A 24,104-nucleotide genomic window follows, 5' to 3' on the forward strand; every position below is an offset into this window, starting at 1 on the left:
CTACGGCAAGCCCTGCTTGCACTTGAAGGAGAGGGGGAAGCGCCGACATGCCGACCTGCCCGAACGGACACCAGTCGGGTTCCGAAGACTGGTGCGAGGTCTGCGGTCACCGCATGGCCGGTGCCGTGCCCCCGCCCCCTCCGCCGCCGCCCCCGGCCGCCGGTTACGGCTATCCGCAGCCGGCCGCGCCGCAGGCGCCGCAGGGTGGGGCCGGTACGCCCGAACTGTGCCCGCAGTGCCGCACGCCGCGTGAGGGCGGTGCGCCGTTCTGCGAGGAGTGCCGCTGGAACTTCCTCACGAACACGGCGACGTCGTACACGCCCGCGGCCCCGAACCCGCCGCTGCCCACGTCGGGCGGCCAGGGCGGCCCCGGTGCGCCCGGCTTCCCGCAGCACCAGGACCCGCAGGGCCCGAACCCGGCGCTGCACTTCCAGCAGCAGCCTCCGGGCCCAGACTCGTACGAGTACCAGGGCTCGCGGCCCTCGCAGATGAACCGGCCCGCGGAGCCGATCCCGCCGTCCCCGTTCGGGAACGAGCCGTCGGGTCAGACGCCGCCGCCCCCGCCGGCGCCGTCCTTCGACGGTCCGGGGCCGAACGAGACGGGTGGCGCTCCGCACGGGTTCCAGCAGCAGGCTCCGGCGCCCGCACCGGCGCCGCCGGGTCCGCCCGCGCAGCCGGGCCCGCCGCCCGGCCCGCACGGTCAGCCGCCGCAGGGGCCCGCGCAGCCCGTGCAGCCGGGGCCCATGCAGCCCCCGCCGCCCGGCTTCCCGCAGCACCAGGACCCGCAGGGCCCGCCGCCCCCGCCGCCCAACCCGTCGTTCGGCGGCCAGGGCGGTCCCCGTGGGACGGGTGGGGACGACTGGATGATCCCGCCCCCCTCGGACCCGTCGGCGCAGCACGCGGGGCCCTCGACGACCCCGCCGCCGTTCCAGCAGCAGCCGCCGCAGCACCAGGGCCCGCTGACGTGGTCGGCGACGATCGGTCCCGACCGCGACTACTTCATGGCGATGATGCAGCGCAGCGGCCCCGAGGCCTCGGGGCTCAACCTGCCCGCGTACTCGCCGGAGCAGCAGCGCCGGCTCACCGGGAACCAGCTGTCGATCGGCCGGCGCCGGCACTCCACCGGGGAGTCCCCCGACATCGACCTGTCGGTGCCGCCGGAGGACCCGGGCGTCTCGCACCAGCACGCGGTGCTCGTGCAGCAGCCGGACGGCACATGGGCGGTCGTCGACCAGAACTCGACGAACGGCACGACGGTCAACGGCGGCGACGAGCCGATCCAGCCGTTCGTCCCCGTGCCGCTTCAGGACGGTGACCGGGTGCACGTCGGGGCGTGGACGACGATCACGATCCGGCGCGGCTGAGCACACGCAGTCGTAGGACGTTGCCGGGCACCTGGCTAGGGCCTGTCTTCAATCTCCCGTCGTCGCCCGGAGCGCAGACGGAAGATTGAAGACAGGCCCTAGGTGCCCGGCAACTCCCATGTGTGGGGCCCGTCCGGATCGTCCAGCCAGGCCCACTGGCGCCCGTCGCGCACGGCCACCCCGAACCGCTCGCGCGCGGGCCTGCCCTCCCGCTCCCACAGCGCCAGCACCTCGTGCGGGTCCAGGCGACCCGACGCCAGCGTGAGCAGGAACCGGAACGACTCGTCGCGCAGCACGGGATGCGGCAGGCCCCCGCCCCGCGGCTCGGGCGCCCGGCCCGCACCGCCGCGCAGCGCCATGAAGTACGCGGGCGTGTGCAGGAACCGCCCCTGCGCGTACCGCCCCGCCACGTCGAGCACGTCGAGGACCACGATCCCGGTCGACACGGGCGCGAGGATCCGGGCGTCCGGCGCGCACTGCCCGAGCCACTCCTCCGGCACCGAGGGCAGCGCGCACGTCGCCATGATCCGGTCGTACGGCGCCCGCTCGGGACATCCCCGGGCCCCGTCGCCGGTGACGACGGCCGTCCGGTACCCGGCGGCGGCGAGATGGGTCCGGGCGGACTCGGTGATCTCCGGGTCGAGGTCGACGGACGTGACGTTTCCCGCACCGACGCGGTGCGCGAGCAGTGCCGCGTTGTACCCCGTGCCCGCACCGATCTCCAGGACCCGGTCCCCGTCCCGTACCCGCAGCTCCACGAGCATCCGGGCCATCAGGGACGGCTGGCTGCTGGAGGAGATGAGAGCGCCGTCGCGCAGCCGGGTGGCCAGCGGCTCGTCGGCGTAGGCGCCGCGCAGCCAGCGCTCGCGCCGCTCCGGGTCGGGGTGCTCGCCCCACAGCCGCTCGTAGCCTCCGGGCGCGCCCACGAAGTAGTACGGCACGAAGAGGTGGCGCGGCACCTCGTCGAACGCCTCCCGCCACGCCAGGTCCGCGTCCCAGGCCCCGCTGTGATCGATCTCGCGTACGAGCGCGGCCCGCGCCCGTACGGCGAGCCGCTCGAGATCCTCGGTGTGCTCTGCGCCCATATGTCCACTGTCCTGCGGACACCCGAAAACGGCGAGCCCCGTTCCGCGGCCCGAGTGGTCCTAGGACCCCGGTCCCCGGCCGGTACGTCTGAGAGCATTGAGGGGTGACTGAGATCCCGCGCGACACGCTTCAGGAGCAGACGTTCTACGAGCAGGTGGGTGGCGAGGAGACGTTCCGCCGCCTCGTGCACCGCTTCTACGAGGGCGTCGCACAGGACGAGCTGCTGCGCCCCATGTACCCCGAGGAGGACCTGGGCCCCGCCGAGGAGCGCCTCGCGCTGTTCCTCATGCAGTACTGGGGCGGCCCCCGTACCTACAGTGACAACCGCGGCCACCCGCGCCTGCGGATGCGGCACGCCCCGTTCCAGGTGGACCGCGCGGCGCACGACGCGTGGCTGAAGCACATGCGGGTGGCGGTGGAGGACCTGAACCTCTCCGAGGAGCACGAGCGCACGCTGTGGAACTACCTGACGTACGCGGCGGCTTCGATGGTGAACACGGCGGGCTGAGCCCGCGGGGAGCCGCGGCGGCGCACCGCTGAACGGTCCCCCGTTCCTGCCATCCGGTCACGATCCGGTCCAGACCTCTTCCCTCCCTGCGTGCCCTCTGAAAGCATCCGTCCGGACTTTCGGGGGCGTAGAGCGTGAAGCGCGCGAGGCGCGGCGCGCGGAGTCGGGGGCGGCTGAGTGTGGAGTTTTGTCCTGCTGCGGGTGCGGGCGCATCGCCTGCTGCTGACCGCCGCGCTGCTCGCGGTCGTGCTGACCACATCCGTGGTCGCGATGCTCGGCGCGTTCTCCACGGCGATCGGCGACGCCTCGCTGCGCCACACGCTGCGCACCCGTGACCGGGCGGCCACCGCGCTCGTGGTGCGCGCCGACGTCACCGCCGAGCAGCGCCGGGCCGCCGACGCCGCGGTCGACAAGGGGGCCCGGCGCACCTTCGACGGGCTGCCGCTGCACCAGCAGACGCTGATCACCTCGGGCCCCTACGCGCTGCCCGGCACGCCCCGCGGCGGGAAGCCGGACCTGACGAACTTCGCGGTGCTCGAACGCTCCGAGGTGAAGGTCACTTCGGGCCGACTGCCGCGCGCCCGCGCCGGATCCGTGGTCGAGGCGGCGATCCCGCGTGCCGCCGCCGCACCGCTGAAGCTGGGGGTCGGCGACCGGTTCGTCCTCACCGACCGGTTCGGCGGCCCGAAGATCACCGTCGAGCTGACCGGCGTCTACCGTCCGGCCCGGCCGCAGGCCGCGTACTGGACGGTCGACGAACTCCGCGGCCGTGGCGTGCGCAAGCTCGGCTACACCACGTACGGTCCGCTGCTCGCCGACCCGTCCGTCGTGGCGGGCGGCAGGGTCAGCGACGGGCAGTCGGCCTGGCTGACCACGGCCGACTTCTCGACCCTGACCACGGACCGGCTCGGGGAGCTGCGCGACGCCGCGCGCGCGGGCCCCCGCGCCCTGCTGCACAGCAAGGGCCTGGCAGGGGCGACGGAAGTGCGCACCGCACTGCCCGACGTGCTCGACAAAGCCGAGCGGGCGCTGCTCGTGGCCCGCTCGACACTGCTGATCGTGGCACTCCAACTGGTGCTGCTCGCCGGGTACGCGCTCCTGCTGGTGGCCCGGCTCCTGAACGCCGAACGCACCGGCGAGACCTGGATGTTGCGGGCGCGCGGCGGATCGCGGGGCCGGGTCGCCGGGCTCGCCGCCGCCGAGTCGCTGCTGCTCGCGCTGCCGGCCGTGGTGTGCGCGCCGTTGCTCGCGGGGCCGCTGACCCAACTCGTCGCGTCGCAGGGCGCGCTGTCGCGGATCGGTCTGCGGCTCGACACGAGTGGTTCCGGGGGCTCGGTGTGGCTGGTGTCCGTGGCCGTCGCGGTGGGCTGCGCGCTCGCGGTGACGGCGCCCGCGCTGACCGACCGGGGGGCGCGGCGCGAGCGGGCGCGGACGCTGCCCGCACCGGTCCGCGCGGGCGCCGACATCGGGCTGCTGCTCGTCGCGGGCGTCGCCTACTGGCAGTTGGACCGGCAGACCTCGGACGCGGGCGCGCTGAGCGGGAACCGCTCCGGCACCCTGGGCATCGACCCGCTGCTGGTGGTGGCGCCCGCCCTGGCGCTGCTCGCCGGCACCGTGCTGACGCTGCGGCTGCTGCCGCCGGTGGCCCGGCTCGCGGAGCGGCGGGCGGCGAGCGGGCGAGGGCTGCCCGCGGCACTCGCGGGCTGGCAGTTCAGCCGCCGCCCGATGCGCGGCGCGGGCCCCGTGCTGCTGCTCGTACTGGCCGTGGCCATGGGCATGTTGGCGATCGGCCAGGGCGCCTCGTGGGACCGCTCGCAGGACGACCAGGCGGACTTCCGCTCGGGTGCCCCGATCCGGGTGCTCGCCACGGAAACGGGCATGGACCAGGCCGCCCGGTACGCGTCCGTGCCGGGCGTACGGGACGCGGCGCCCGCCTACCGTGCGACGCTGCCGCTGAACGAGGGCCGCACGGCGACGCTCCTGGCGCTCGACACGGCGCACGCCCACGACGGCCTGATGCTCCGCGGCGACCTCACGGACACCTCGCCGCGGCGTGCCCTCGCCGCGATCACGCCGAAGCCGGCCCCGGTCCCCGGAGTGCGGCTGCCCGCCGGCACGACGCGCGCCGTGCTGACGCTGCGCGGCACCACGAACCAGAAGGACGAGAGCGACCAGGTGACCACCGTGTCGGCGACCGTGCGGGACCGGTACGGCCTCGCCTACCGCACCCAGCTCGACGAACTCCCCCTGGACGGCCGCGGCCACCGCGTGTCCCTGGACCTGGGCCCCGCGGCGGGCCCGCTCACTCTGACCGGCCTCGACTTCGACACCGACCAGCCGTCGGTTCCCGGCGCCCGCCACCGCATCACCCTGGAAGCCGTCAGCGCCCCCGAACGGGGCGGCGGGCAGCGTCCGTTGAGCCTGACCGGGACACGCTGGAAGGCTTCGCTGACGGGCCGCGAGACCTCGGCCCCCGGGGAGGAGGGCGCCCCCACCAAGCCGAAGGTCGGCGGCGCCGAAGGCTCCGGGGTCTCCCTGTCGTACGCCCCCGGGCACGAGTCGGGCTGGGCCGGCTACGGTGCCCGGCCCGCGGTGAACGTGCGGCTCGTCGCGGACCGGCCCGCGGTCACCGAGGTCGCTGCGCTGGCCACCGACCGCTATCTGGCGTCGGCGGACGCCCATGTCGGCTCCCGGCTCGACGTGGACCTGGGCGGCGGCAGGGTACGGGTGCGGATCGCGGCGAGCGTACGGGCGCTGCCGACGACGGGGCCTGAGGCCGGGGCGGAGTCGGGGGCGGGCTCCACGACGGCGACCGGGGCCGGTGCCTCGGCCGCCAAGGACGGCGGCGGACTCCTGCTCGACCTGCGCGACCTGAACGCGGCCGTCGCCGACCCGCTCGCCCCGAACGAGTGGTGGCTGTATCCGGCGGCCGGCGGGACCGAGCGGGCCGTTGCCGCGCTGCGCTCCCACCCGGACCTGGATCCGGCGCAGGTGACGGCGCGTTCGGAGATCGCGGAGGAGTTGCACGACGATCCCCTGGGGGCGGGCCCGCAGTCCGCGCTGGCCGCGGCGGCGCTCGCCGCGGCCGCACTCGCCGCGGTCGGCTTCGCGGTCAGCACGGCGGGCTCGCTGCGCGAGCGGGGCGACGAGTTCGCGGTCCTGTCCGCGCTCGGCGCCTCACGCCGCCGCCTGGCCCGCCTGGTCGCCGCCGAACAGGGCGCCCTGGTGGCGCTGGGGCTCCTGGTGGGTGCCGCGCTCGGCATCCTCCTCACGCGCGCCGTGGTGCCGCTGATCGTCCTGACCGGCGAGGCGACCCGCCCCGTACCGGACGTGCTGGTCCGACTCCCAGTGCACCAGGTGGCGTTGCTGCTGCTCGGCGTGGCCGCGGTCCCGGCCCTGATCACCGCGGTCCTGGCGCTGCGCCGCCCGCCGTCCGCCGCGAACTCGCTGCGCGTCGAAGGGGGCGAGTGACATGAGGACCACAAGCCCCGTCGCCCCCTGGATGCGCACCCGGCTGCGGACCGCGCCGGGGGCCGCAGCCGCGCTCTTCCTGCTCGTGCTGCTGACGTCGTGCCTGGCCGCCGCGTTCCCCCGGGCCGTCGACCGCTACGAGGACCGCGGCGTGCGGCAGTCGCTCGCCCAGGAGACGCCCGGCCGGCTGGCCGTCGGCGTCACCGTCGACGACCCCGGGATCGAACTGACCCCGCGGCAGCGCGCGGTGCGGGTGTCCGACCCCGTCGCACACGCCGCGTACCGGAAGATCGCCGGGTTGCTCAGGGCTCCGCTCGCCGCCGACCCGCGTGAATCGTCCTACGGCACACGCAGCGTCGAGCCGATGACCGCGCTGGATCGCCGACTGCCACGGATCGACGGCCCGTTGCCCGTCTTCACGCTGAACGCGCAGGGCGGGCTCGCCGACCACGCGCGCGTGACGCGTGGCAGGCTGCCGCGCGGCCACCACACGGCCCACACGATGGAGGCCGCCGTCACCCGGGAAACGGCACGCCACCTGCACCTCGAACCCGGCGCGGTCGTCCATCTCCCGGGCTTCGACGACCGTCCGACCACCGTACGGATCACGGGAGTTGTCGAGCCCCGCGATCCCTCGGGCGCGTACTGGTCGACGGCTCCCCTGCTGCGCACACCGGAGCAGCGCAGCACGAAGGGCATGCCGCCGCAGCGCTACTGGGCGGCGGCCCTGCTGCTCGCCCCCGGGGCGGCCACGGCGATCCCCGACACCCCGGGCAGGGCGCAGTCGTACTGGCAGCTCGCCCCCGTCACCGACACGCTCACCGCCCGCCAACTGCCCGACCTGAAGGCCGCTCTGGCGAACATCGTCGACGGCCCCGGCCTGCCCGCCGTGCGCACGGCGACGGCGAGCGAGACCGCCGACGTCAGCAGCCATCTCGGCGACGTCCTCGACCGCTACGACACGTTGCGCTCGGGCGTCACCCCCGTCGTCTCGGTCGCCGCCTACGGCACGGGCGCGCTCGCCTGCGTGGTGCTGCTCATGGCGGGCGGCCTGGGCGCGGACCGGCGCCGCGCCGAACTCGCCCTGCTGCGCTCGCGCGGCGGCTCACTGCCCGGCATCGGCGGACGGCTGCTGGCGGAGACGGCGGCGGTGGCGGTGCCCGCGGGCGCGCTCGGACTGCTGCTGGCGCTGCTCGTCGTGCCGTACGGCCGGTGGACCCTCGCGGCGACGGCGGCGGGCGCCGTCGTCCTGGTGGCGTGCGCGACGCTGCCGCTGCGCGCGGTGGCCGCGCACCGCCGAGCCCGTCCGCACGGCACCCGCGAGGACCTGGCCACCTCCCGCCCCTCGGCCCGCCGCACGGTCGCCGAACTCACCCTGCTGGCCATGGCGGTGGCCGCCGTGGTCGCCCTGCGCCGCAGGGGCGCGACGGACAGCGGCGACGGGCTGGTCGCGCTGGCGCCGGTGCTGGTCGGCGTGGTCGCCGCGTTCGTCCTCGTACGGCTGCTGCCGCTGCCGCTGCGCCGCCTGGTGGGACCGGTCGGCCGGCTGCGCGGCACGGTGGGCCATCTGTCACTGGCCCGCACGGCGCGGTCCAGGGCGGGGGCGGCCACGGCCGTGCTGCCGCTGCTCGCGCTCCTCACGGCGCTGACGACGGCGGCGTTCGGCGGGTCCGTGCTGGCCGGCGTCGGGGGCGCCCGGGACCGGGCCGCGCTGGCCACGGTGGGTGCGGACGCCCGCGTGGACGGCGGCGGCCCCCTGTCCGCCGCCGCACTCTCCCGGGTCCGCCACGCCCCCGGCGTACGGGACATGGCCACGGCCGCGATCGACTACGACGTCCCCGTCGCGGACAGCACCCGTCGGCTCGCCCTCGCGGGCGTCGACCGCGAGGCGTACGCGCGCCTGGCCCGCCGCACGGGCCTCGGCGCCTTCCCCGCGGACGCCCTGCGTCCGACCGGCCGCGCCACGGTCCCCGTGCTGGCCTCGCCCTCGCTGGCCGGCCTCTTCACCGGCGGCCGGCTCGACGTGCGGCTGAACGGCGAGACCGTCACGCTGCGCCTGGCCGCCGAGCGCACCACGACGCCCGCCCTCGTCGACGACTTCGTGATCGTGGACGCGGCGGCCCTCGCCCGCGCCACCGGCGCCCCGGCCCGCCCCACGGCCCTGCTCCTCACCGGCGACCGGCTCGACGCGAAGGCGCTGCGCGGCGCGGCGGGCGCGGACACCACCGTGCGGCTGCGCTCCACCGAACGCGCCCGCTACGTCGACTCGCCCGTGCAGTCCGGCGCGACCGGCATCTACGTCGCCGCGGTGGCCGCGGGCGCGGGCTACGCGTTGCTGGCCCTGCTCATCGCCCTGGCGCACGCCGCCCCGGAACGCCTGGCCCTGCTCGCCCGGCTGCGCACCATGGGCCTCACGCGCGGCCAGGCCCGCCGGCTGCTCGTCCTGGAGGCGCTGCCCCAGGCCTTCCTGGCGGCGGCGGGCGGCGCCCTGACCGGCTGGGCGGCGATCCGCATCCTGTCGCCGGGCCTGGACCTGACGACCCTGGCCCTGGCGGACGGACCGTCCCCCACGACACCGCCCCACCTGCACACCGCTCCCCTGTCCCTGGCGCTCCCCGCGGCAGGGGTTCTCCTGCTGGCGCTCGGGGCGGCGACGTTCCAGGCCTGGTGGTCGGGGAGGAGGGGTTCCGTGCGCGAGCTGAGAGCGGGCGACGGAGGCGTCACGTAGCGGCGCCGCCCGCCCCCGCCCCGCACACCGCCGCCCCGACACCCGGGAGACCCGACCGCCATGACACCGCCCGACGCACCGTCGCCCGCCCCGACCCCGACCCTCGCCGAGCTGGAACGCCGCGCAACGGTCCACCGCGACCGGCCCGCCTACGGCCACGACGCCCTCATCACCTGCGACCGGCTGGTCCGTGTCTTCAGCACGGACGGCGTGGAGGTCCAGGCTCTCCAGGGCCTCGATCTCCTCGTCCGTCAGGGCGAGTTGATGGCACTGGTCGGCGCCTCGGGCAGCGGCAAGTCGACCCTGATGAACATCCTGGCGGGCCTCGACGAACCCACGGCGGGCGCGGCGAAGGTGGCGGGCCACGACCTGCTCACGATGACCGCGAAGGACCGCCTGCGCTACCGCCGCGAGGCCGTCGGCTTCGTCTGGCAGCAGACGTCCCGCAACCTGCTCCCCTACCTGACGGCAACTCAGAACGTGGTCCTGCCGATGCAGTTGCACGGCAGGACCCACAAGACGAACAAGGCACAGCAGGCGGCGCGCGCCGACGAGCTGCTCGCCGTCCTCGGCGTCGCCGACTGTCGCGACCGCCGCCCGCGGCAGATGTCCGGCGGACAGCAGCAGCGCGTCGCCATCGCCGTGGCCCTCGCGGGGAACCCGAAGGTGCTGCTCGCCGACGAGCCCACCGGCGAGCTCGACTCGCACACAGGTGAGCAGATCTTCGCCGCGTTCCGCACGGCGAACGAGGAGTTGGGCACGACCGTCGTCATCGTCACGCACGACCAGACGGTCGCGAACGAGGTGCGCCGCACCGTCGCCATCCGCGACGGCCGCACCTCCACGGAGGTCCTGCGGCACACCCACGTCGACGCGGCGACCGGCCAGGAGTCCCTGGTCTCACGCGAGTACGCGATGCTGGACCGGGCGGGCCGCCTCCAACTCCCCGTCGAATACACGGAGTCCCTGGGCATGCGGGACCGCGTGCTCCTGGAACTGGAGGAGGACCACATCGAGATCCGCCCGGACGACCAGGGGCATCGCTGAGGGGTGGGGCGGTCGGCGGCGCCTGCGAGGCGACTCGGGCGGACCGGTCCGGGGAGGGCCGGACCATCCGACTCCGGCTCAGACGGGACTGACGGAGAGCCCGCTCAGGGTGGGCGCCTCGCGCCGGGCCGCCACGGACCCGTACGCGGTACGCAGCCTCAGCCACGCCCCGGCGGCGAGCAGGTCGACGTCGTCCCCGCGCAGGAAGCCGAGGGAGGCCGCGGCGTGCACGAGCCGCACCGGGGCCCCGCTGTCACCGATCTCGCGCGACCAGACCTCGCCGCCGATCCGGTCGAGTTCGCCGCGCGTGCGCGCCTCGGGCGCCAACTGCTCGACCCGCGCCCGGAATTCGGTCACGGCCGCCTTCACAAGTCCGCGCAGCGCGTCCGCGTCCGGGAACCCGGCGACCCGCTCCCAGCCGCCGAGCGGCGGCAGGACACCGGCCCAGGGCGGACCAGTGACGGCGGCGGGAACCGTGGCGGTGGCGGTCCCCTCGTCGAGGGAGTCGAGCAACTCCCCCGCGGACACGGTCACGTCGAGGGCGTCCTCGATCCCGTCCTCGTACGGCTTGAGCAGCCGCGCCGTACGCACGGCCAGCACCTCGAACGAGGGCGGCCGGCCGAACACCGCGAGCGCCTGGCCACCGGCCTGCGCCCGCAGCCGCACGGCGGCCGCCTTGTCGTAGTGCAGCAGCCGGCCGAGGAAGGCGGCGAGATCCGCCGCCTCCCCCGGGTCGGCCAGGAACAGCTCGGGCGCGCTCATGCGACGAGCGCCTCCGCACGGTCCGCGTCGTCCCGGTACTCGCCCAGGAACTCCCGCTCCTCCGCGGTGATCCGCCGCGGCCGCTGCGCCTCGAAGTCGAACGGCACGACGACCGTGGAGGCACGCACGTACACGACGTCCTCGTCCTTGACCTCGTACGACAGCGTGAACGAAGCCGCCTTTATCTCACTGACCCACAGCTCGATGTCCACGGGCCGGTGCCGGTGCACCAACTGCCGCTTGTAGTCAATCTCATGGCGCGCCACGACGGACCCCTGCTGGAAGTCCTTGTCGGGCCGGAACAGGAAGTCGATACGGGCCTCCTCCAAGTACCGAAGGAAAACCACGTTGTTGACATGCCCGTAGGCATCCATGTCGGCCCAACGCAGGGGGCAGGCGTATACGTGGCGGGCCATCAGCCGCGGGTCAGCTTCTTGTAGGTGGCGCGGTGCGGACGGGCGGCGTCCGCACCGAGCCGCTCGATCTTGTTCTTCTCGTACGACTCGAAGTTGCCCTCGAACCAGAACCACTTGGACTCACCCTCGTACGCGAGGATGTGCGTGGCGACCCGGTCGAGGAACCACCGGTCGTGAGAGACGACGACGGCGCAGCCCGGGAACTCGAGCAGCGCGTTCTCGAGCGAGCTGAGGGTCTCGACATCGAGGTCGTTGGTCGGCTCGTCGAGGAGCAGCAGGTTGCCGCCCTGCTTGAGGGTGAGCGCGAGGTTGAGGCGGTTGCGCTCACCACCGGAGAGCACACCGGCAGGCTTCTGCTGGTCAGGCCCCTTGAACCCGAAGGCCGACACGTACGCACGCGACGGCATCTCGACCTGGCCGACGTTGATGTAGTCGAGCTCGTCGGAGACCACGGCCCAAAGGGTCTTCTTCGGGTCGATGTTGGCGCGGTTCTGGTCGACGTACGAGATCTTGACGGTGTCGCCGACCTTGATGGACCCGGAGTCCGGCTCCTCGAAGCCCTGCAACATCTTGAACAGAGTGGTCTTACCGGCACCGTTCGGACCGATGACACCGACGATGCCGTTGCGCGGCAGCGTGAAGCTCAGGTCATCAATAAGAACCTTGTCCCCGAACGCCTTGCCGAGGTTCTCGACCTCGACGACGACGTTGCCCAGGCGCGGGCCCGGCGGGATCTGGATCTCCTCGAAGTCCAGCTTCCGCATCTTGTCCGCCTCGGCGGCCATCTCCTCGTAGCGGGCAAGACGCGACTTGGACTTGGTCTGACGGCCCTTGGCGTTGGACCGCACCCACTCGAGCTCTTCCTTGAGCCGCTTCTGCCGCTTCTCGTCCTTCTTGCCCTCGACCTTGAGGCGCTCGGACTTCTTCTGAAGGTACGTGGAGTAGTTGCCCTCGTACGGGATGGCGCGGCCGCGGTCGAGCTCGAGGATCCACTCGGCGACGTTGTCCAGGAAGTACCGGTCGTGAGTAATGGCCACGACGGTGCCCTTGTACTGGGCGAGATGCTGCTCCAGCCAGTTCACGGACTCGGCGTCGAGGTGGTTGGTGGGCTCGTCGAGGAGCAGCAGGTCGGGCGCCTCGATGAGCAGCTTGCAGAGCGCGACGCGGCGCTTCTCACCACCGGAGAGGTTGGTGACGGCCCAGTCGCCGGGCGGGCAGCCCAGGGCGTCCATGGCCTGCTCCAGCTGACCGTCGAGGTCCCACGCGTCGGCGTGGTCGAGGTCCTCCTGGAGCTTGCCCATCTCCTCCATGAGCTCGTCCGAATAATCGGTGGCCATGAGCTCGGCGACCTCGTTGAAGCGCTTGAGCTTGCCCATGATCTCGGCGGCGCCGTCCTGCACGTTCTCCAGAACGGTCTTGGACTCGTCGAGCTTCGGCTCCTGCATGAGGATGCCGACGCTGTAACCGGGAGAGATGAACGCGTCACCGTTCGACGGCTGCTCGATCCCGGCCATGATCTTCAGCACGGTCGACTTACCGGCACCGTTCGGACCGACAACGCCGATCTTCGCCCCGGGGTACATGCTCAGGGTGACGTCGTCGAGGATCACCTTGTCGCCGTGCGCCTTGCGCGCCTTGCGCATGGTGTAGATGAACTCAGCCAAGAGAAACCGTCCGGCAGTCGAAGTGTGTATCGCAGTAAGGGGCCCGCGTGCTGCGGCTCCACCGCGTGAGGGCAGATACACCCCATCTTGCCGTACAGCCACCGCTGGGCGGAAACCCGTATCGGTGCAGGGCGCTGAACTGCGGGTTCTCGTCCGGGTCTGGTAGCCCTGTGGTCACTGTGCGTCGTGGTCGGCGTGCAGGTCTTGTGGGGGTCGGTGCAGGGGCGGGACGGGGGCGATCAAGGGGTGGGTACTCTCGCCGCGTGCCGATTCCGAGCGAGTTGTCCACGGACGTGAACCCGCAGGACCCGCGCCCTCACTTCGCTCTGCTCGGGCCGCCCCAGGCCTGGCGTGGCGGCGACGGCCTGGAGCTCGGGCCGGTGCGGGAGCAGGCGCTGCTGGTGGCGCTGCTGTTGCGGCCCGGCCGGACGGTCGGCCGGCAGCAACTGCTCGACGGGGTGTGGGGGACGGAGCCGCCCGGTACGGGGACCAGGGTGATCCCCGTGTACGTGCACCGGTTACGCCGCCGCCTGGATCCTCCCGGGCAGTCGCGGTCCGTGATCGAGACCGTGCGCGGCGGGTACCGCTTCGTACCCGGCAGCGCGTCCGTGGACGTCGCGCGGTGGGAGGCCGGTGTCGCCGAGGCGCACGCAGCGAGGAATTCCGGGGATCTCGGCGCCGCCGTGGACGCGTGGTCCCGCGCGCTGGAGCTGTTCCGGGGCGAGCCCCTGGCCGGGCTGCCCGGGCCCTTCGCGGAGGGCGAGCGGCTGCGGCTCGCGGAGCAGCGGCTCCTGGCGGTGCAGGAACGGGCCGACTGCCTGCTGCGTTCCGGGCGGCATGCCGAGGCCCTGGCCGAACTGTTCTCCCTCACCACGGCCCACCCCTACAACGAGGCGCTGGCCACCCTGCTCATGCGCGCCCTGCACGCCGCCAACCGGCAGGCCGACGCGCTGGACGTCTACGCGACGGTCCGCCGCCGCCTGGTCGACGGGCAGGGAGTGGAGCCCGGCGCCGAACTTCGACGGGTGCACGCGGCCGTGCTCCGCGGCGACGACCCGTTCCCACCGCCGTCGCCGCCATCCGTGCCGTCCACGGTCGACGAGGCCGCCGCGGTGCGGGAACGGTCGGTGCCCAGGCGGGACGCGGCCGTGCCCCCGCCGCGTCCCGACGACTCGCCCCGCAAGCACCGCGCACGCTATGAACTGCCCGTCGACACCAGCAATTTCACCGGCCGGGAGCGGCACCACCGGCTGCTCGTCGAGGCCGCCGACGCCCAGGAGGTCACCGTCCGGGCGGTCGACGGCATGGCCGGCGTCGGGAAGACCGCCCTGGTCGTGCGCGCGGCCCGGACCCTGCGCGACCGGTACCCCGACGGCTGCCTGTTCGTGGAGCTGCACGGCCACCGGGAGGGCCGGGAGGCGGCGGGACGGCAACGTATTCTGCGGCGATTATTGCGGGCGGTGGGCGCCGGCGAGGGGCAGGACTCCGAGGACCTGGACGAGCTCGCCGCGTCATGGCGGGCGGCCACCGCCTCCCTCCGGCTGCTCCTCGTACTCGACGACGCCGCCCGCGCCGAACAGGTGCGCCCGTTGCTGCCCGCAGGGCCCGGCTCCCTCGTGATGGTGACCAGCCGTCGCCGCCTGACCGGCCTCGACGTCGACCGCAGGGTCTCGCTCTCCCCTCTCGGCCTTGAGGAGGCGACCGAGCTGCTGGCCCGCATGGTCGGCGCCGAAGAGGGAGCAACCGAAGAGGCCGCCGCAGCGGCGGAAGGGGCGGCGGAGGGCAGTGGGGCGATCGGCCCCGCGCGGGCCGCCGGGCGTGAACTGACCGCCGTACGCGAGCTGGCCACCTTGTGCGGGCGGCTCCCGCTCGCGTTGCGGATCGTCGGCGCCCGGATCCAGGACCGCCCGCCCTGGGCGGTGGAGGCCCTGGCGGCCCGGCTGACCGACGACGAGCGCCGCCTCGACGAACTCGCCGTGGAGGACCGCAGCGTAGCGGCCGCGTTCGGCGTCTCCTACGCCCAGCTTCCCGCCGCCGAGCAGCGCGCCTTCCGCGTCCTTGGCCTGTCGCCCACCGTGCGCCTCGACCGGCTGACGCTGGCCGCCCTCCTCGACTGGACGCCGTCCGACGCCGAGCGCGCCCTGGAGAACCTGGCCGAGGCGAGCCTGGCGCAGCGGGTGACCGTCGACCGCTATCGCCTGCACGACCTGGTGGCCGTCTACGCCCGCCGTGTCGCCGCCGCGTCCCCCGACGAGGCCTCGGCGGCACGGGAACGGGTCTTCCGGCTGTACGTCGCCGCCACCCGCTGCGCCAGCGACTGGGGAACCTCGTCCACTCCGACCGGCCCGCAGGGCACCGGCCCCTTCACGGGCTGGGAGGAGGCCACGGCCTGGCTGGACGAGGCGGGCGGCGAACTGGTCGACGTGGTCGGCCAGGCCGTGGCCTCCGGCCGGGTCGACGAGGCCTGCTGGATCGCCGAGGGCCTGGTCGACTACCTCACCAGACAGGGCCGTTTCCACGAGTGCCGCACCGCGCTGGAGATGCTGCTCCCGCTGCTCGACCGGGCCACCGACCGACGGATGGACTCCGCGCTGCGGATCGGTTTCGGCATCCTGTACGGGGTTCAGGGCCGATACCGCGAGGCCCGTGTCTGGTTCGCCGAGGCGCTGGACATCAGCCGCCGCGCCGACGACCGCCACGAGCAGGCCCGCGCCTCGGCCGGCCTCGGCACGTTCGCCAATCTGGAGGGCCGGATCGCCGAGTCGATGGAACACTTCGCCGAAGTGCTGCGCCTCGCGGGCGAGTTGACGCACGACGACTGGCTCACCGGTTCGATCATGACGCGGGCCGGCGACATGCACCACCAGCTCGGCGAGCACGACCAGGCGTACGACCGCTATCTGAAGGCGATCTCCCTGGCCGAGAAGGCGGGCAGCCCCCGGCTCCTCGGCAAGACCCTGCTCCGCCTCGGCGGGCTCCAACTCGACCTGAGGCGCCCCACCGAGGCCGTCGGCACCCTCGGCAAGGCGGAGAGCCTGGCCCGTCGCCTCGGCGATGTCCCGTTGTACGCCGCCGCCCTCGACCGACTGTCCACGGCCGAGGCCGACCTGGGCAATCCGGAGGCGGCCGCGGATCTGCGGCGCCGGGCCCGCACGGTCCTGGACGAGGCGACCGACACCGCCCCGGAGATCGCGCTGCGGCACCGGCTGCTGTGGCACGAGGCCGTGGCCGAGGACCTCTCCGGCTCCCGCGACTTCTTCGAACGCGGCACCGCCCTCCCCGACACCGACGCCAACCGGGCGCGCATCTCCCGCGCCCTGGGCGACCTCGACGATCCCGGTGACCCCAGTAATCCCGGTGCCCCCGGCAGACGAAGACCGGACCGGGACGGGGATGGTCCGGCCGGCCGGTAACCGGCCGGACCACTCCCCCGATCCTTCAGGTGGTCCTACACGTACTCCCTATACGGGGTCGCCGTTCTGGTTGAGCCACTGAACGCCGTTCTGGCCGGTCTGGTTGAGGCTCTTGGGGATGGCGACCTCGGGGTACAGCGGGTGCAGGTCGAAGTACCGGGGCGCGTTGGCGAGCGACCGCAGATCGCACACCGGGTCGGCGACGATGCAGAACCGCTTGACCGGGATCCCGTCGAACTCCGCCGGTCCCGCACCGGGCGCGGTGGCCACACCCGGAATGCCGAGCCCCTTGGGGACACGCGCCCCGAACCCGGTCTCGGGCTGCATCGGATCCGCGTACAGCATGCCGTCGACCTGCGACTTCGGAATGCCCGTGTCGCCCTTCGCGATCTGCTGGAGCACCACGTCCGCCGCCTGGGCGCCCTGGGAGTAACCGGTGATGGTGAGCTGGGCGTCGGGGTGCGCGTTGTGGGTGTCCTGCGCCGCCTTCAGCCCTCGCTCGATGCCCAGTTGCACGCTGGCGTCGTAGGTGGGCGCGGTGAGGGCGTCGGGGTTGACCTGCGCGGGCGGCTCCACGAGTCCGCCGTTGGGTCCGATGATCGGACCCGCGGTCGCCGGGTAGCAGACCTTGATCGCGGAGGCGCCGAGGCCTAGCCGGTCGTTCGCGGTGTTGTAGGACGAGTTGGTGTTGGGGCAACCGCCCTCGTTCGTCGTACGACCGGTTCCACCGATCTCGATGTAGTAGTGCTCCGCGCCGTCCGCGTGCGCGGCCGGCGCGAACGCGACGGCGCTGCCGGCGGTCAGCACCGCCGCCACGGCGACGGCGCGTACCGCCCCCGCCGCCCTGCTCCTCTTCGACATGCGCGCTGTCGACATGTGCGATCCCCCTCGGTCTGTGAACGTGCCGGTCAACCAACGCACTTGACGCTAGGCGCGGGTGATCACATCCCGTTGACATGTGGATGACAGCGCAGGTGGGGCGGGGGTGGCGCGCTCATCCGGTGCCGGGGGCCGGCGGGCCGGGCGGGCCGGGCGCGAGAGTCACCCCGACACCCCGGCCCCTCCCCGGCACCCACCGTCACTCGCCGCCGCTGTCGCCCTCGCTCGGCGACTTCTTCTTGCGGCCCAGGACCACCGACGCCCCGCCGACCAGGACCAGCAGCACCGCGATGCCCGCGATGATCGGCGTCGCGTTCGAACTGCCCGTCTCCGCCAGGTCCGTGCCATTGCCGGAGCCCGTGCCACCGACGGAGGCCGGGCTCGGCTGCGTCGTCGCCTGGGTCCTCAGGCCGCCGCCCGCCGTGGCGCCCGCCTGCGAGGTCGTCGCGCAGTCGAGCACGCCACGTATCCGCTTCTCGAAGCCGTGCGGACCCTTGATCGTGAAGTCGTACGCCTGGTCCTCCTGGAGCGGTATCGTCACCGTCCGCGTCTCCCCGGCCGGGATGGTGTGCCGGGCGCCCATGAGCGTGAACGTGTACGGCGCGTCCCCGTTGTTGGCGGCCGTGATGTCGACGCCGCCCTTCGCGCAGTTCTCCCGCGCGGACAGCGCGGGCACGGCGCCCTCGCTCGCCCAGGTCGCCGTCGCGGTCGCGGAGACCGTGGACTCGCTGGAGCCCGCGAGGATCTGCGTCTGGCTTCTGGTGTCGGAGGCGAAGGCGCGGCCGACCGGAACCGTCGTCGACGCCTGCACGGTCAGCTCCGCCGAACCCGCCTTCGAGCCCTTGGGTACGTCGAAGTAGAGCCGGCTGCCGTTCTTCGCGGTGGTGACGGGCTCGCCCTTCTCATCGACAAGCTTCACCCCGCCCGCGGCGGCCTCGACGGGCGGCAGCACCGTGACGCTGTCGGCGTTCGTGCGCACCGTGACCGGGCCGACCCGCTGCCCGGTCCCGGAGTGCGGCCCGGCGGGCGACTGCGACGGGGACGCCTCGTCGCCCGGCCGCGCGGAGACGGCCTGCGGCGTCAGGGTCAGCGAAGCCTGCGGCTCCGCGAGGTCCCGCGCACTGCGCTGCAGATAGTCGGCGAGCTTCTCGGCGGCGGGGCTGACCGCGTCCACATCGGCCTTGTCCGAGTAGCGCCAGATCGCGACCTGCGTCCCGGCCGCGGCCTCCTGCTCGGTGAGGCTCCCGGCATGCGCCTTGCGGGCGAGCGCCGCGAGATCGTTGACCTGCGGATACGAGTTCTGCAGGATCCAGCGGATGCGCCCCGCGTTCGCGTTGTCGTGCAGCGACGTACCGGACCAGGACGTCTCCCGGTACTTGGCGTCCGGCTGCGTCGGGTTGTGGATGTCGACGCAGTACGTCTGGAGCGTCCCGCCGTCGTCGACGGCCATCCGGAACAGGCCCGCCGACACCTCCTCGTCCTTCCCGGCCTCGTGGATCACGGCCGTGCCGTAGGTCTCCAGGCCATCCAGAGCGGCGCTCGCGCCGCTCTGCTCCGTGGCACCGTCGTCGGCTTGCGCGACGCCCGCGCCGGATATCGCCCCTGTCGCCATGAGTCCCGACATCAGGGCCGCCGCGGCGAGACGGGCTGCGCCTCGTCCACGCCGTGCGGTCCATGAGCACACAGAAAACACGAAATTCCCCTTCAGGCGGGACGGGTGGTCACATGGGGGGTGGTGTCCCGCCGGCAGAATCAACGCCAACCACAGTGATTCGGCTGGCCCTTGCACTCCCGTCCCGTCGCTGCACCTGGTGCGCAGAGGTCCCGACGAGCCCCGGAGTCACGCTCGGCATCCTAGGGAAATGATCTTCAGTGATCCCCGGAGCCGCCTTCCGGCAACCGATCCGAATCGCAATCGTTATCGCCAACACCGTTTCCGAGCTGGGCTTATCGACAAATCACCAGTGCCTGGGAGCCGATAAGCCGCAGTTCGGCCACGGCGTCGGCCACGCCGCCAGCCGCTACCGTCCCACCGACCGCGGTCATCGCATGGCCGCGGTCTTCGCACGGCCGCGGTCATCCCACCGGCTGCGGCTCCGCCACCTCGGACGTGACCGTGTCGGGATCAGCCAAGTCACCACCCGTATCGGCCGGTTGTGGGTCCGCCGCCGCCTGTCCAGGGTCGACCTCGGGCCACGCGCCCACCCGGCCCGCCTTCGCCCCGTCCGCGTCCACCCCGGCCGGCTTGGCCACATCCCACGGAGAGTCACCCCGCGGCGCGTTCTCCACGCGAGGCTGCTGCACCCGCCGGAACGCGGAGGTGCCGCGCGACAGATCGTGCCCGATCGCGACCGCCTCGATGTCCGCCGACGTCCAGTGCTGCCCGCCCCGCTCCTCGTCGCGCACCTTCAACTTGCCCTGCACCATGACCGGTTCACCGAGCGACAGGGAGCTCTGCACGTTCGTCCCCAGCGCGCGCCACGCCCACACCGTGAAGAAGTTGGTGTGCCCGTCCACCCACGTGTTCTGCACCCGGTCGAAGCGGCGGGTGTGCGCCGCGAGCCGGAACCGGGCGACCGGCCCCGTCGGCAACTCCCGGAACACCGGTGTCGTCGCCACGTTCCCCACCACGGTCACCATCGTCTCGCTGCTCATCCGGAACCCCTCCCATGCCCCCGCCCGGCCCGGCTCGGCCGCGACGTCCGTGCGCGGCCCGAGCCCTTCCCGAGCCGCGATCACAGAGTGCCCGCGCGCCGCGATCCCCGCCGCCGCCTGTGTCCTACCCGCGGGTTGTGGAAACTCCGGTCACTCCCCCGGCCACCCGTACGTACTGCTCCCGCACCTCCCGGTACCGCAGCAGCTCCGCAGCGACGGGGTCGAGCACCCGTGCCCTGCCACAGGCCGCGGCCGCGTCCCTGAGCCGCCGCTCGGCCTCCTGCCCGTACCGCCGCGCGGGTCCCTTCGCCGCCATGCGGCAGGACCACTCCACGCACGGCCCGCCCACGAGCCCCGCAAGCACCAGCAGCAGGGGCACGCCGAGATTGGTCGAGAAGACCCCGACGAGCTGCCCCAACAGCCACAGCACACCCAGGACTTGCAGCAGCGTCATGGCCACCTGGGAGAACACCGCGACCGGCCACCAGCCGGGCCGCGGCGGCCGCGCCGCCCCGTGCTCCGGCCTCAACTGCTCGGACCCGGCGCCGGAAGCGACATCGGACGCGGCATCGGACGCCAGCTCGTCGAGTGCCTCGGACAGCCCGTCGCCGCCCCGTGTCGCGGCCTCCCGCACGGCCTGCCCCCACGCGGCGGGCAGCCCGGTCGCGGCGGCGTCGCCGACCACCCGCACCGCGTGCTCGACGCGCTGCCGGGCCGTGACCTCCTCGTCGTCGGCGGGAACCACGGGAGCCGCGACCGTCGAGCCGACCGCGCGCCGGTCCTCGTACCAGCGCCAGAGCCTGAGCCATGGGGTGCCGCAGGCCCGGTTGGCGCCCCGGCTCCACTCCCGCTCGGCGGCCTGGCCCGCGGCGGCCGCGCCGACGGCCTCGGCGAGCCGGTCCGCGAACTCCTCGCGGGCCTCCTCGCTCAGCCCGCTCTGCCGCCCGGTCGCGTACACCTGCTTGAGGTGGTCGGCGGCGGCGTCGACGTCGGCGCCGATCCGGCGCGCGGCGGCCCGGCGTTCGGTGGTGACCTGGGCGAGGCAGTCGCGCAGGTCGTCCACGCCCTCACCGGTGAGGGCGGAGAGCGGCAGCACCGTGGCGCCGGGCTCCCCGTGCTCGCCGAGCGCGATGCCGTCCTCGTCGAGCAGCCGCCGCAGATCGTCCAGGACCTGCTCGACGGCGTCGCCGGGCAGCCGGTCGACCTGGTTGAGCACGACGAACATCACCTCCGCGTGCCCCGCCATGGGCCGCAGATAGCGCTCGTGGAGCATCGCGTCGGCGTACTTCTCGGGGTCGACGACCCACACCACGGCGTCCACGAGGCCGAGCACCCGGTCGACCTGTTCGCGGTGTTCGAGCGCGGCGGAGTCGTGATCGGGCAGATCGATCAGGACCAGCCCGTCGAGCTCCGCCTCCCCCTGCTGCCCATGCTGTTGCGCCTGCCCGGGGCGCCGCCGCGCGCGCCCCGGGATCCCCAGCCGGTCGAGCAGCCCGGCGGCCCCGTCCGTCCAGCTGCACGCGATCGGCGCGGAGGTGGTGGGCCTGCGCAGTCCGGTCTCCGAGAGGGGCACTCCTGCGAGGGCGTTGAACAGCGTCGACTTGCCGCTCCCGGTGGCCCCCGCGAGCGCGACGACGGTGTGCCGTGACGACAGCCTGCGCCGGGCCGCGGCCTCGTCGAGCACCTGTCCGGCCTCGGCGAGGGTCGTCCCGTCGAGCCGGGTGCGCGAGAGCCCGACGAGCTCCCGCAGCGCGTCGAGCCGCTGGTTCAACTGCCCGTCGTACGTCCCCGACCCGGCCGGCACCGCCGCCTCACCGCCCTGCTTGGCGACGCGCCGCGCGATGAGCCCGTCGTCCCAGGGGGTGCCCTCCGTACGGCCTTGGGGAATGCCGACGCCCTGGGACGCGCCACCAGCGGCGACATCACCTTCGGAACCTTCGGACGACACGGCTTCTCTGGACGCTACGTCCCCTGGCCGTGTCGCGTCCCCGAGATTGTCCGCAAGATCCGTGAGATCGGAATCATCCGCGGAACCGTCGTGATCGCCGGGAGCCACATGGTCACCGGGATCGACGTGGTCGATGGGGTTGACGGGCTCGATGGGGTCGACGGGATCCCTGGGATCGGGACCGGTCTGATCCGTGACGGCGGCGCTCAGCGCCCTCACCTCACCTTCTGCAGCAGCGAAAGGGCCGCGATCAACTCGGCCTGGGATTCGGGTGTGATGTCGAGCGCGTCGAGCGGCGCGAGCCGGCGCTCGCGTTCCGCGCCGAGCACGGTGTCCAGGTACTCGCTCAGGAGCTGCCCGCCCCGGTCGCGCAGCCGCAGCGCGCCCTGCGCGCCGATCCGCTCGGCCAGGTTCTCGCCCGCGGCCCGGCCCCGGCGCCCGCCGAGCAGCCCGGTGGCGACGAGCGCCGCGACGGCCTCGGCGTCGGGCGGCGAACCGTCCATGGCCTGCGCCGCGGCCCGCGCCTCGTCCTCGGCGTACTCCTCGAGCACCCGCCGCCAGCGACGTACGGCAATTCCGATGCGCTGTTCGGCGGTCTCGGGCCCGGGGCCCTGCCCACGCAGTTCGGTGGCACGCGCGCCGGGTTCACGGCGCCAGGCCTCGTCGACCCGTTCGTCGGCGGCGGTCACCGCGCACGCCAGCAGGGAGCCGAGACTCTCCACCAAAGCGTCGAGCAGCTCCTCAGGCGCACAGTCCGCGGGATAGCTCCGCCAGTGCTTCAGGGCGTTCCCCGAGAGCACGCCGCCCTCCTGCAAACGCTCCAGTACGCGCGCGTGCTCGGTCTCGTACGCGTCGTCCACGGCGGTGGTGAGCCGAACCATGGCGGAGTGCTGCGCGGCGACCGCCGACGCCAGCTCGGGCATCCGGGCGCGCAGCGAGTCGAGGGTGCCGCGGGCGGTACGGGCCACGGCGCGGGCCCGCGCCTCGGGGTCCTGGGCGCGATGGGTCAGCCACGCGCGCAACGGTGCGACGGCGGTCGCGGGCAGCAGCCCCCCGTTGCCGGTCGACTCCGGGAGCTCCGGCACCGTGAACCTCGGCACCTCGCCGAGCCCGGCCTTGGCGAGCAGCGCGCCGTACTGCCGGGAGACCTCGGCGACGACCTGGTGGGGCACCCGGTCGAGCACGGTGACGAGGGAGGCGTCGTACTCCTTGGCGGTACGCAGCAGCCGCCAAGGCACTGCGTCGGCGTACCGGGAGGCGGTGGTGACCATGACCCACACGTCGGCGGCGCTGATCAGCCGTGCGGCGAGGACGCGGTTCTCGGCGACGAGGGAGTCGATGTCGGGGGCGTCGAGCAGCGCGAGCCCGCGCGGCAGCACCCCCGAGGTCTCCACGCGCAGCACGCGCACCTCCGCGTCGGGAACGGGCTCGAGGTCGTCCTCCTCCTCGCCGTCCCCCTCCGGGCCGCCGTCGGCCTGCTTGGGCATCCATACGCGAGCGAGGTCGGGCAGCACCCGCACCCCGGAGAACCAGTGGTGGTCATCCGGGTGGCAGACGAGGACCGGCGTACGGGTGGTCGGCCGCAGCACCCCGGCCTCACTCACGACACGCCCCACGAGCGAGTTCACGAGCGTCGACTTGCCCGCGCCGGTCGATCCCCCGACCACGGCCAGCAGGGGCGCTTCGGGAGCCCGCAGGCGGGGCACCACATAGTCGTCTAGTTGTGCGAGCAGCTCGCGACGGTTGGCACGCGCGCGTGGCGCCCCCGCGAGCGGGAGCGGAAAGCGCGCGGCGGCGACACGGTCGCGCAGCGCGGTAATTGCGTCGAGCAGCTGAGGCCGAACGTCCAAGGTCACCACACGTGAAGAATGCCCAATTTTGGCCGCATTATGAAGCATATGACCATGCCTGCGCGCCGATAAGTCACGCGATACGGCACAGGAAGCACACAGCGGGACGGAAGGGGCGACTGGGGGCGCAGGCATAACGAGTGCACAACACCCGAGGCGTATGAAGCCAAAAGCGCTGCAGGATTCGTACCTACCTGCGATTATCGGGACCGCTTCACTGAACCTCCACATCGTGGCGCGGAGGCGAAGCAGCAAGGGCAGGGACCCGGGAGCCCTATCCTTGTCCCCGGCAAGGTCACGGATCACCCCACAT

Annotated in this window: 15 protein-coding genes; 6 read left to right on the forward strand and 9 right to left on the reverse strand. The window is 73.5% G+C overall.

Annotated features, from left to right (window positions below; genetic code table 11):
* Positions 1–47: 47 nt before the first annotated feature.
* Positions 48–1,364 (forward strand): FHA domain-containing protein, encoded by a 1,317-nt coding sequence (locus ACIA8D_RS11215; protein WP_399230879.1) that lies wholly within the window; start codon positions 48–50, stop codon positions 1,362–1,364.
* 98 nt (positions 1,365–1,462) lie between these two features.
* Here the strand turns inward: ACIA8D_RS11215 and ACIA8D_RS11220 are convergent, their stop codons facing one another.
* Entirely contained in the window at positions 1,463–2,449 is a 987-nt protein-coding gene (locus ACIA8D_RS11220) for a methyltransferase domain-containing protein (protein ID WP_399230881.1), read from the reverse strand.
* A gap of 104 nt (positions 2,450–2,553) precedes the next feature.
* On the opposite strand from ACIA8D_RS11220, the gene ACIA8D_RS11225 reads away from it, so the two are divergent.
* The 4 genes from ACIA8D_RS11225 (at position 2,554) to ACIA8D_RS11240 (ending at position 10,204) form a co-directional block, all read left to right on the forward strand.
* Positions 2,554–2,958 (forward strand): globin, encoded by a 405-nt coding sequence (locus ACIA8D_RS11225; RefSeq protein WP_385769381.1) that lies wholly within the window; start codon positions 2,554–2,556, stop codon positions 2,956–2,958.
* Positions 2,959–3,135: 177 nt separating this feature from the next.
* On the forward strand, positions 3,136–6,429 hold the full coding sequence (locus ACIA8D_RS11230) for an FtsX-like permease family protein (RefSeq protein WP_399230883.1): 3,294 nt from the start codon (positions 3,136–3,138) through the stop codon (positions 6,427–6,429).
* A 1-nt stretch (position 6,430) separates the two neighbouring features.
* A complete protein-coding gene (locus tag ACIA8D_RS11235) occupies positions 6,431–9,157 on the forward strand; it encodes an FtsX-like permease family protein (protein ID WP_399230885.1) in 2,727 nt (908 codons plus the stop codon).
* 60 nt (positions 9,158–9,217) lie between these two features.
* The gene (locus ACIA8D_RS11240; protein ID WP_399230887.1) at positions 9,218–10,204 is read left to right on the forward strand and encodes an ABC transporter ATP-binding protein; all 987 of its coding nucleotides are present in this window, start codon (positions 9,218–9,220) and stop codon (positions 10,202–10,204) included.
* Between the two features lie 78 nt (positions 10,205–10,282).
* Here ACIA8D_RS11240 and ACIA8D_RS11245 read toward each other — a convergent pair whose 3' ends face one another.
* Genes ACIA8D_RS11245 through ettA form a run of 3 tightly spaced genes read right to left on the reverse strand, consistent with a single transcriptional unit; the run spans position 10,283 to position 13,046 of the window.
* Positions 10,283–10,966 carry a hypothetical protein gene (locus ACIA8D_RS11245; RefSeq protein WP_399230888.1) on the reverse strand — a complete coding sequence of 228 codons (684 nt, stop codon included), beginning with the start codon at positions 10,964–10,966 and terminating at the stop codon, positions 10,283–10,285.
* On the reverse strand, positions 10,963–11,382 hold the full coding sequence (locus ACIA8D_RS11250; protein WP_399230890.1) for an acyl-CoA thioesterase: 420 nt from the start codon (positions 11,380–11,382) through the stop codon (positions 10,963–10,965). Before ACIA8D_RS11250 ends, ACIA8D_RS11245 begins: the two co-directional genes overlap by 4 nt.
* Entirely contained in the window at positions 11,382–13,046 is a 1,665-nt protein-coding gene (gene ettA / locus ACIA8D_RS11255; protein WP_399230892.1) for an energy-dependent translational throttle protein EttA, read from the reverse strand. The genes ACIA8D_RS11250 and ettA overlap by 1 nt, the downstream gene beginning before the upstream one ends.
* 263 nt (positions 13,047–13,309) lie before the next feature.
* On the opposite strand from ettA, the gene ACIA8D_RS11260 reads away from it, so the two are divergent.
* Positions 13,310–16,459, forward strand: coding sequence for an AfsR/SARP family transcriptional regulator (locus ACIA8D_RS11260; RefSeq protein WP_399230894.1), 3,150 nt, complete (start codon positions 13,310–13,312; stop codon positions 16,457–16,459).
* Between the two features lie 48 nt (positions 16,460–16,507).
* Here the strand turns inward: ACIA8D_RS11260 and ACIA8D_RS11265 are convergent, their stop codons facing one another.
* From ACIA8D_RS11265 to ACIA8D_RS11285, 5 genes are all read right to left on the reverse strand, one after another.
* The gene (locus tag ACIA8D_RS11265; protein ID WP_399230895.1) at positions 16,508–17,335 is read right to left on the reverse strand and encodes a PE-PPE domain-containing protein; all 828 of its coding nucleotides are present in this window, start codon (positions 17,333–17,335) and stop codon (positions 16,508–16,510) included.
* Positions 17,336–17,537: 202 nt separating this feature from the next.
* Positions 17,538–19,031 carry a Cys-Gln thioester bond-forming surface protein gene (locus ACIA8D_RS11270; RefSeq protein ID WP_399230897.1) on the reverse strand — a complete coding sequence of 498 codons (1,494 nt, stop codon included), beginning with the start codon at positions 19,029–19,031 and terminating at the stop codon, positions 17,538–17,540.
* A gap of 383 nt (positions 19,032–19,414) precedes the next feature.
* Positions 19,415–19,993, reverse strand: a complete 579-nt coding sequence (locus tag ACIA8D_RS11275; protein ID WP_399230898.1) for a single-stranded DNA-binding protein — start codon at positions 19,991–19,993, stop codon at positions 19,415–19,417.
* Between the two features lie 124 nt (positions 19,994–20,117).
* Positions 20,118–22,094 (reverse strand): GTPase, encoded by a 1,977-nt coding sequence (locus tag ACIA8D_RS11280; RefSeq protein ID WP_399231068.1) that lies wholly within the window; start codon positions 22,092–22,094, stop codon positions 20,118–20,120.
* Positions 22,095–22,156: 62 nt separating this feature from the next.
* Positions 22,157–23,800 carry a dynamin family protein gene (locus ACIA8D_RS11285; protein WP_399230900.1) on the reverse strand — a complete coding sequence of 548 codons (1,644 nt, stop codon included), beginning with the start codon at positions 23,798–23,800 and terminating at the stop codon, positions 22,157–22,159.
* Positions 23,801–24,104: the final 304 nt, after the last annotated feature.

This window comes from Streptomyces sp. NPDC051684 (genome assembly GCF_044453445.1).
GTDB lineage: Bacteria > Actinomycetota > Actinomycetes > Streptomycetales > Streptomycetaceae > Streptomyces.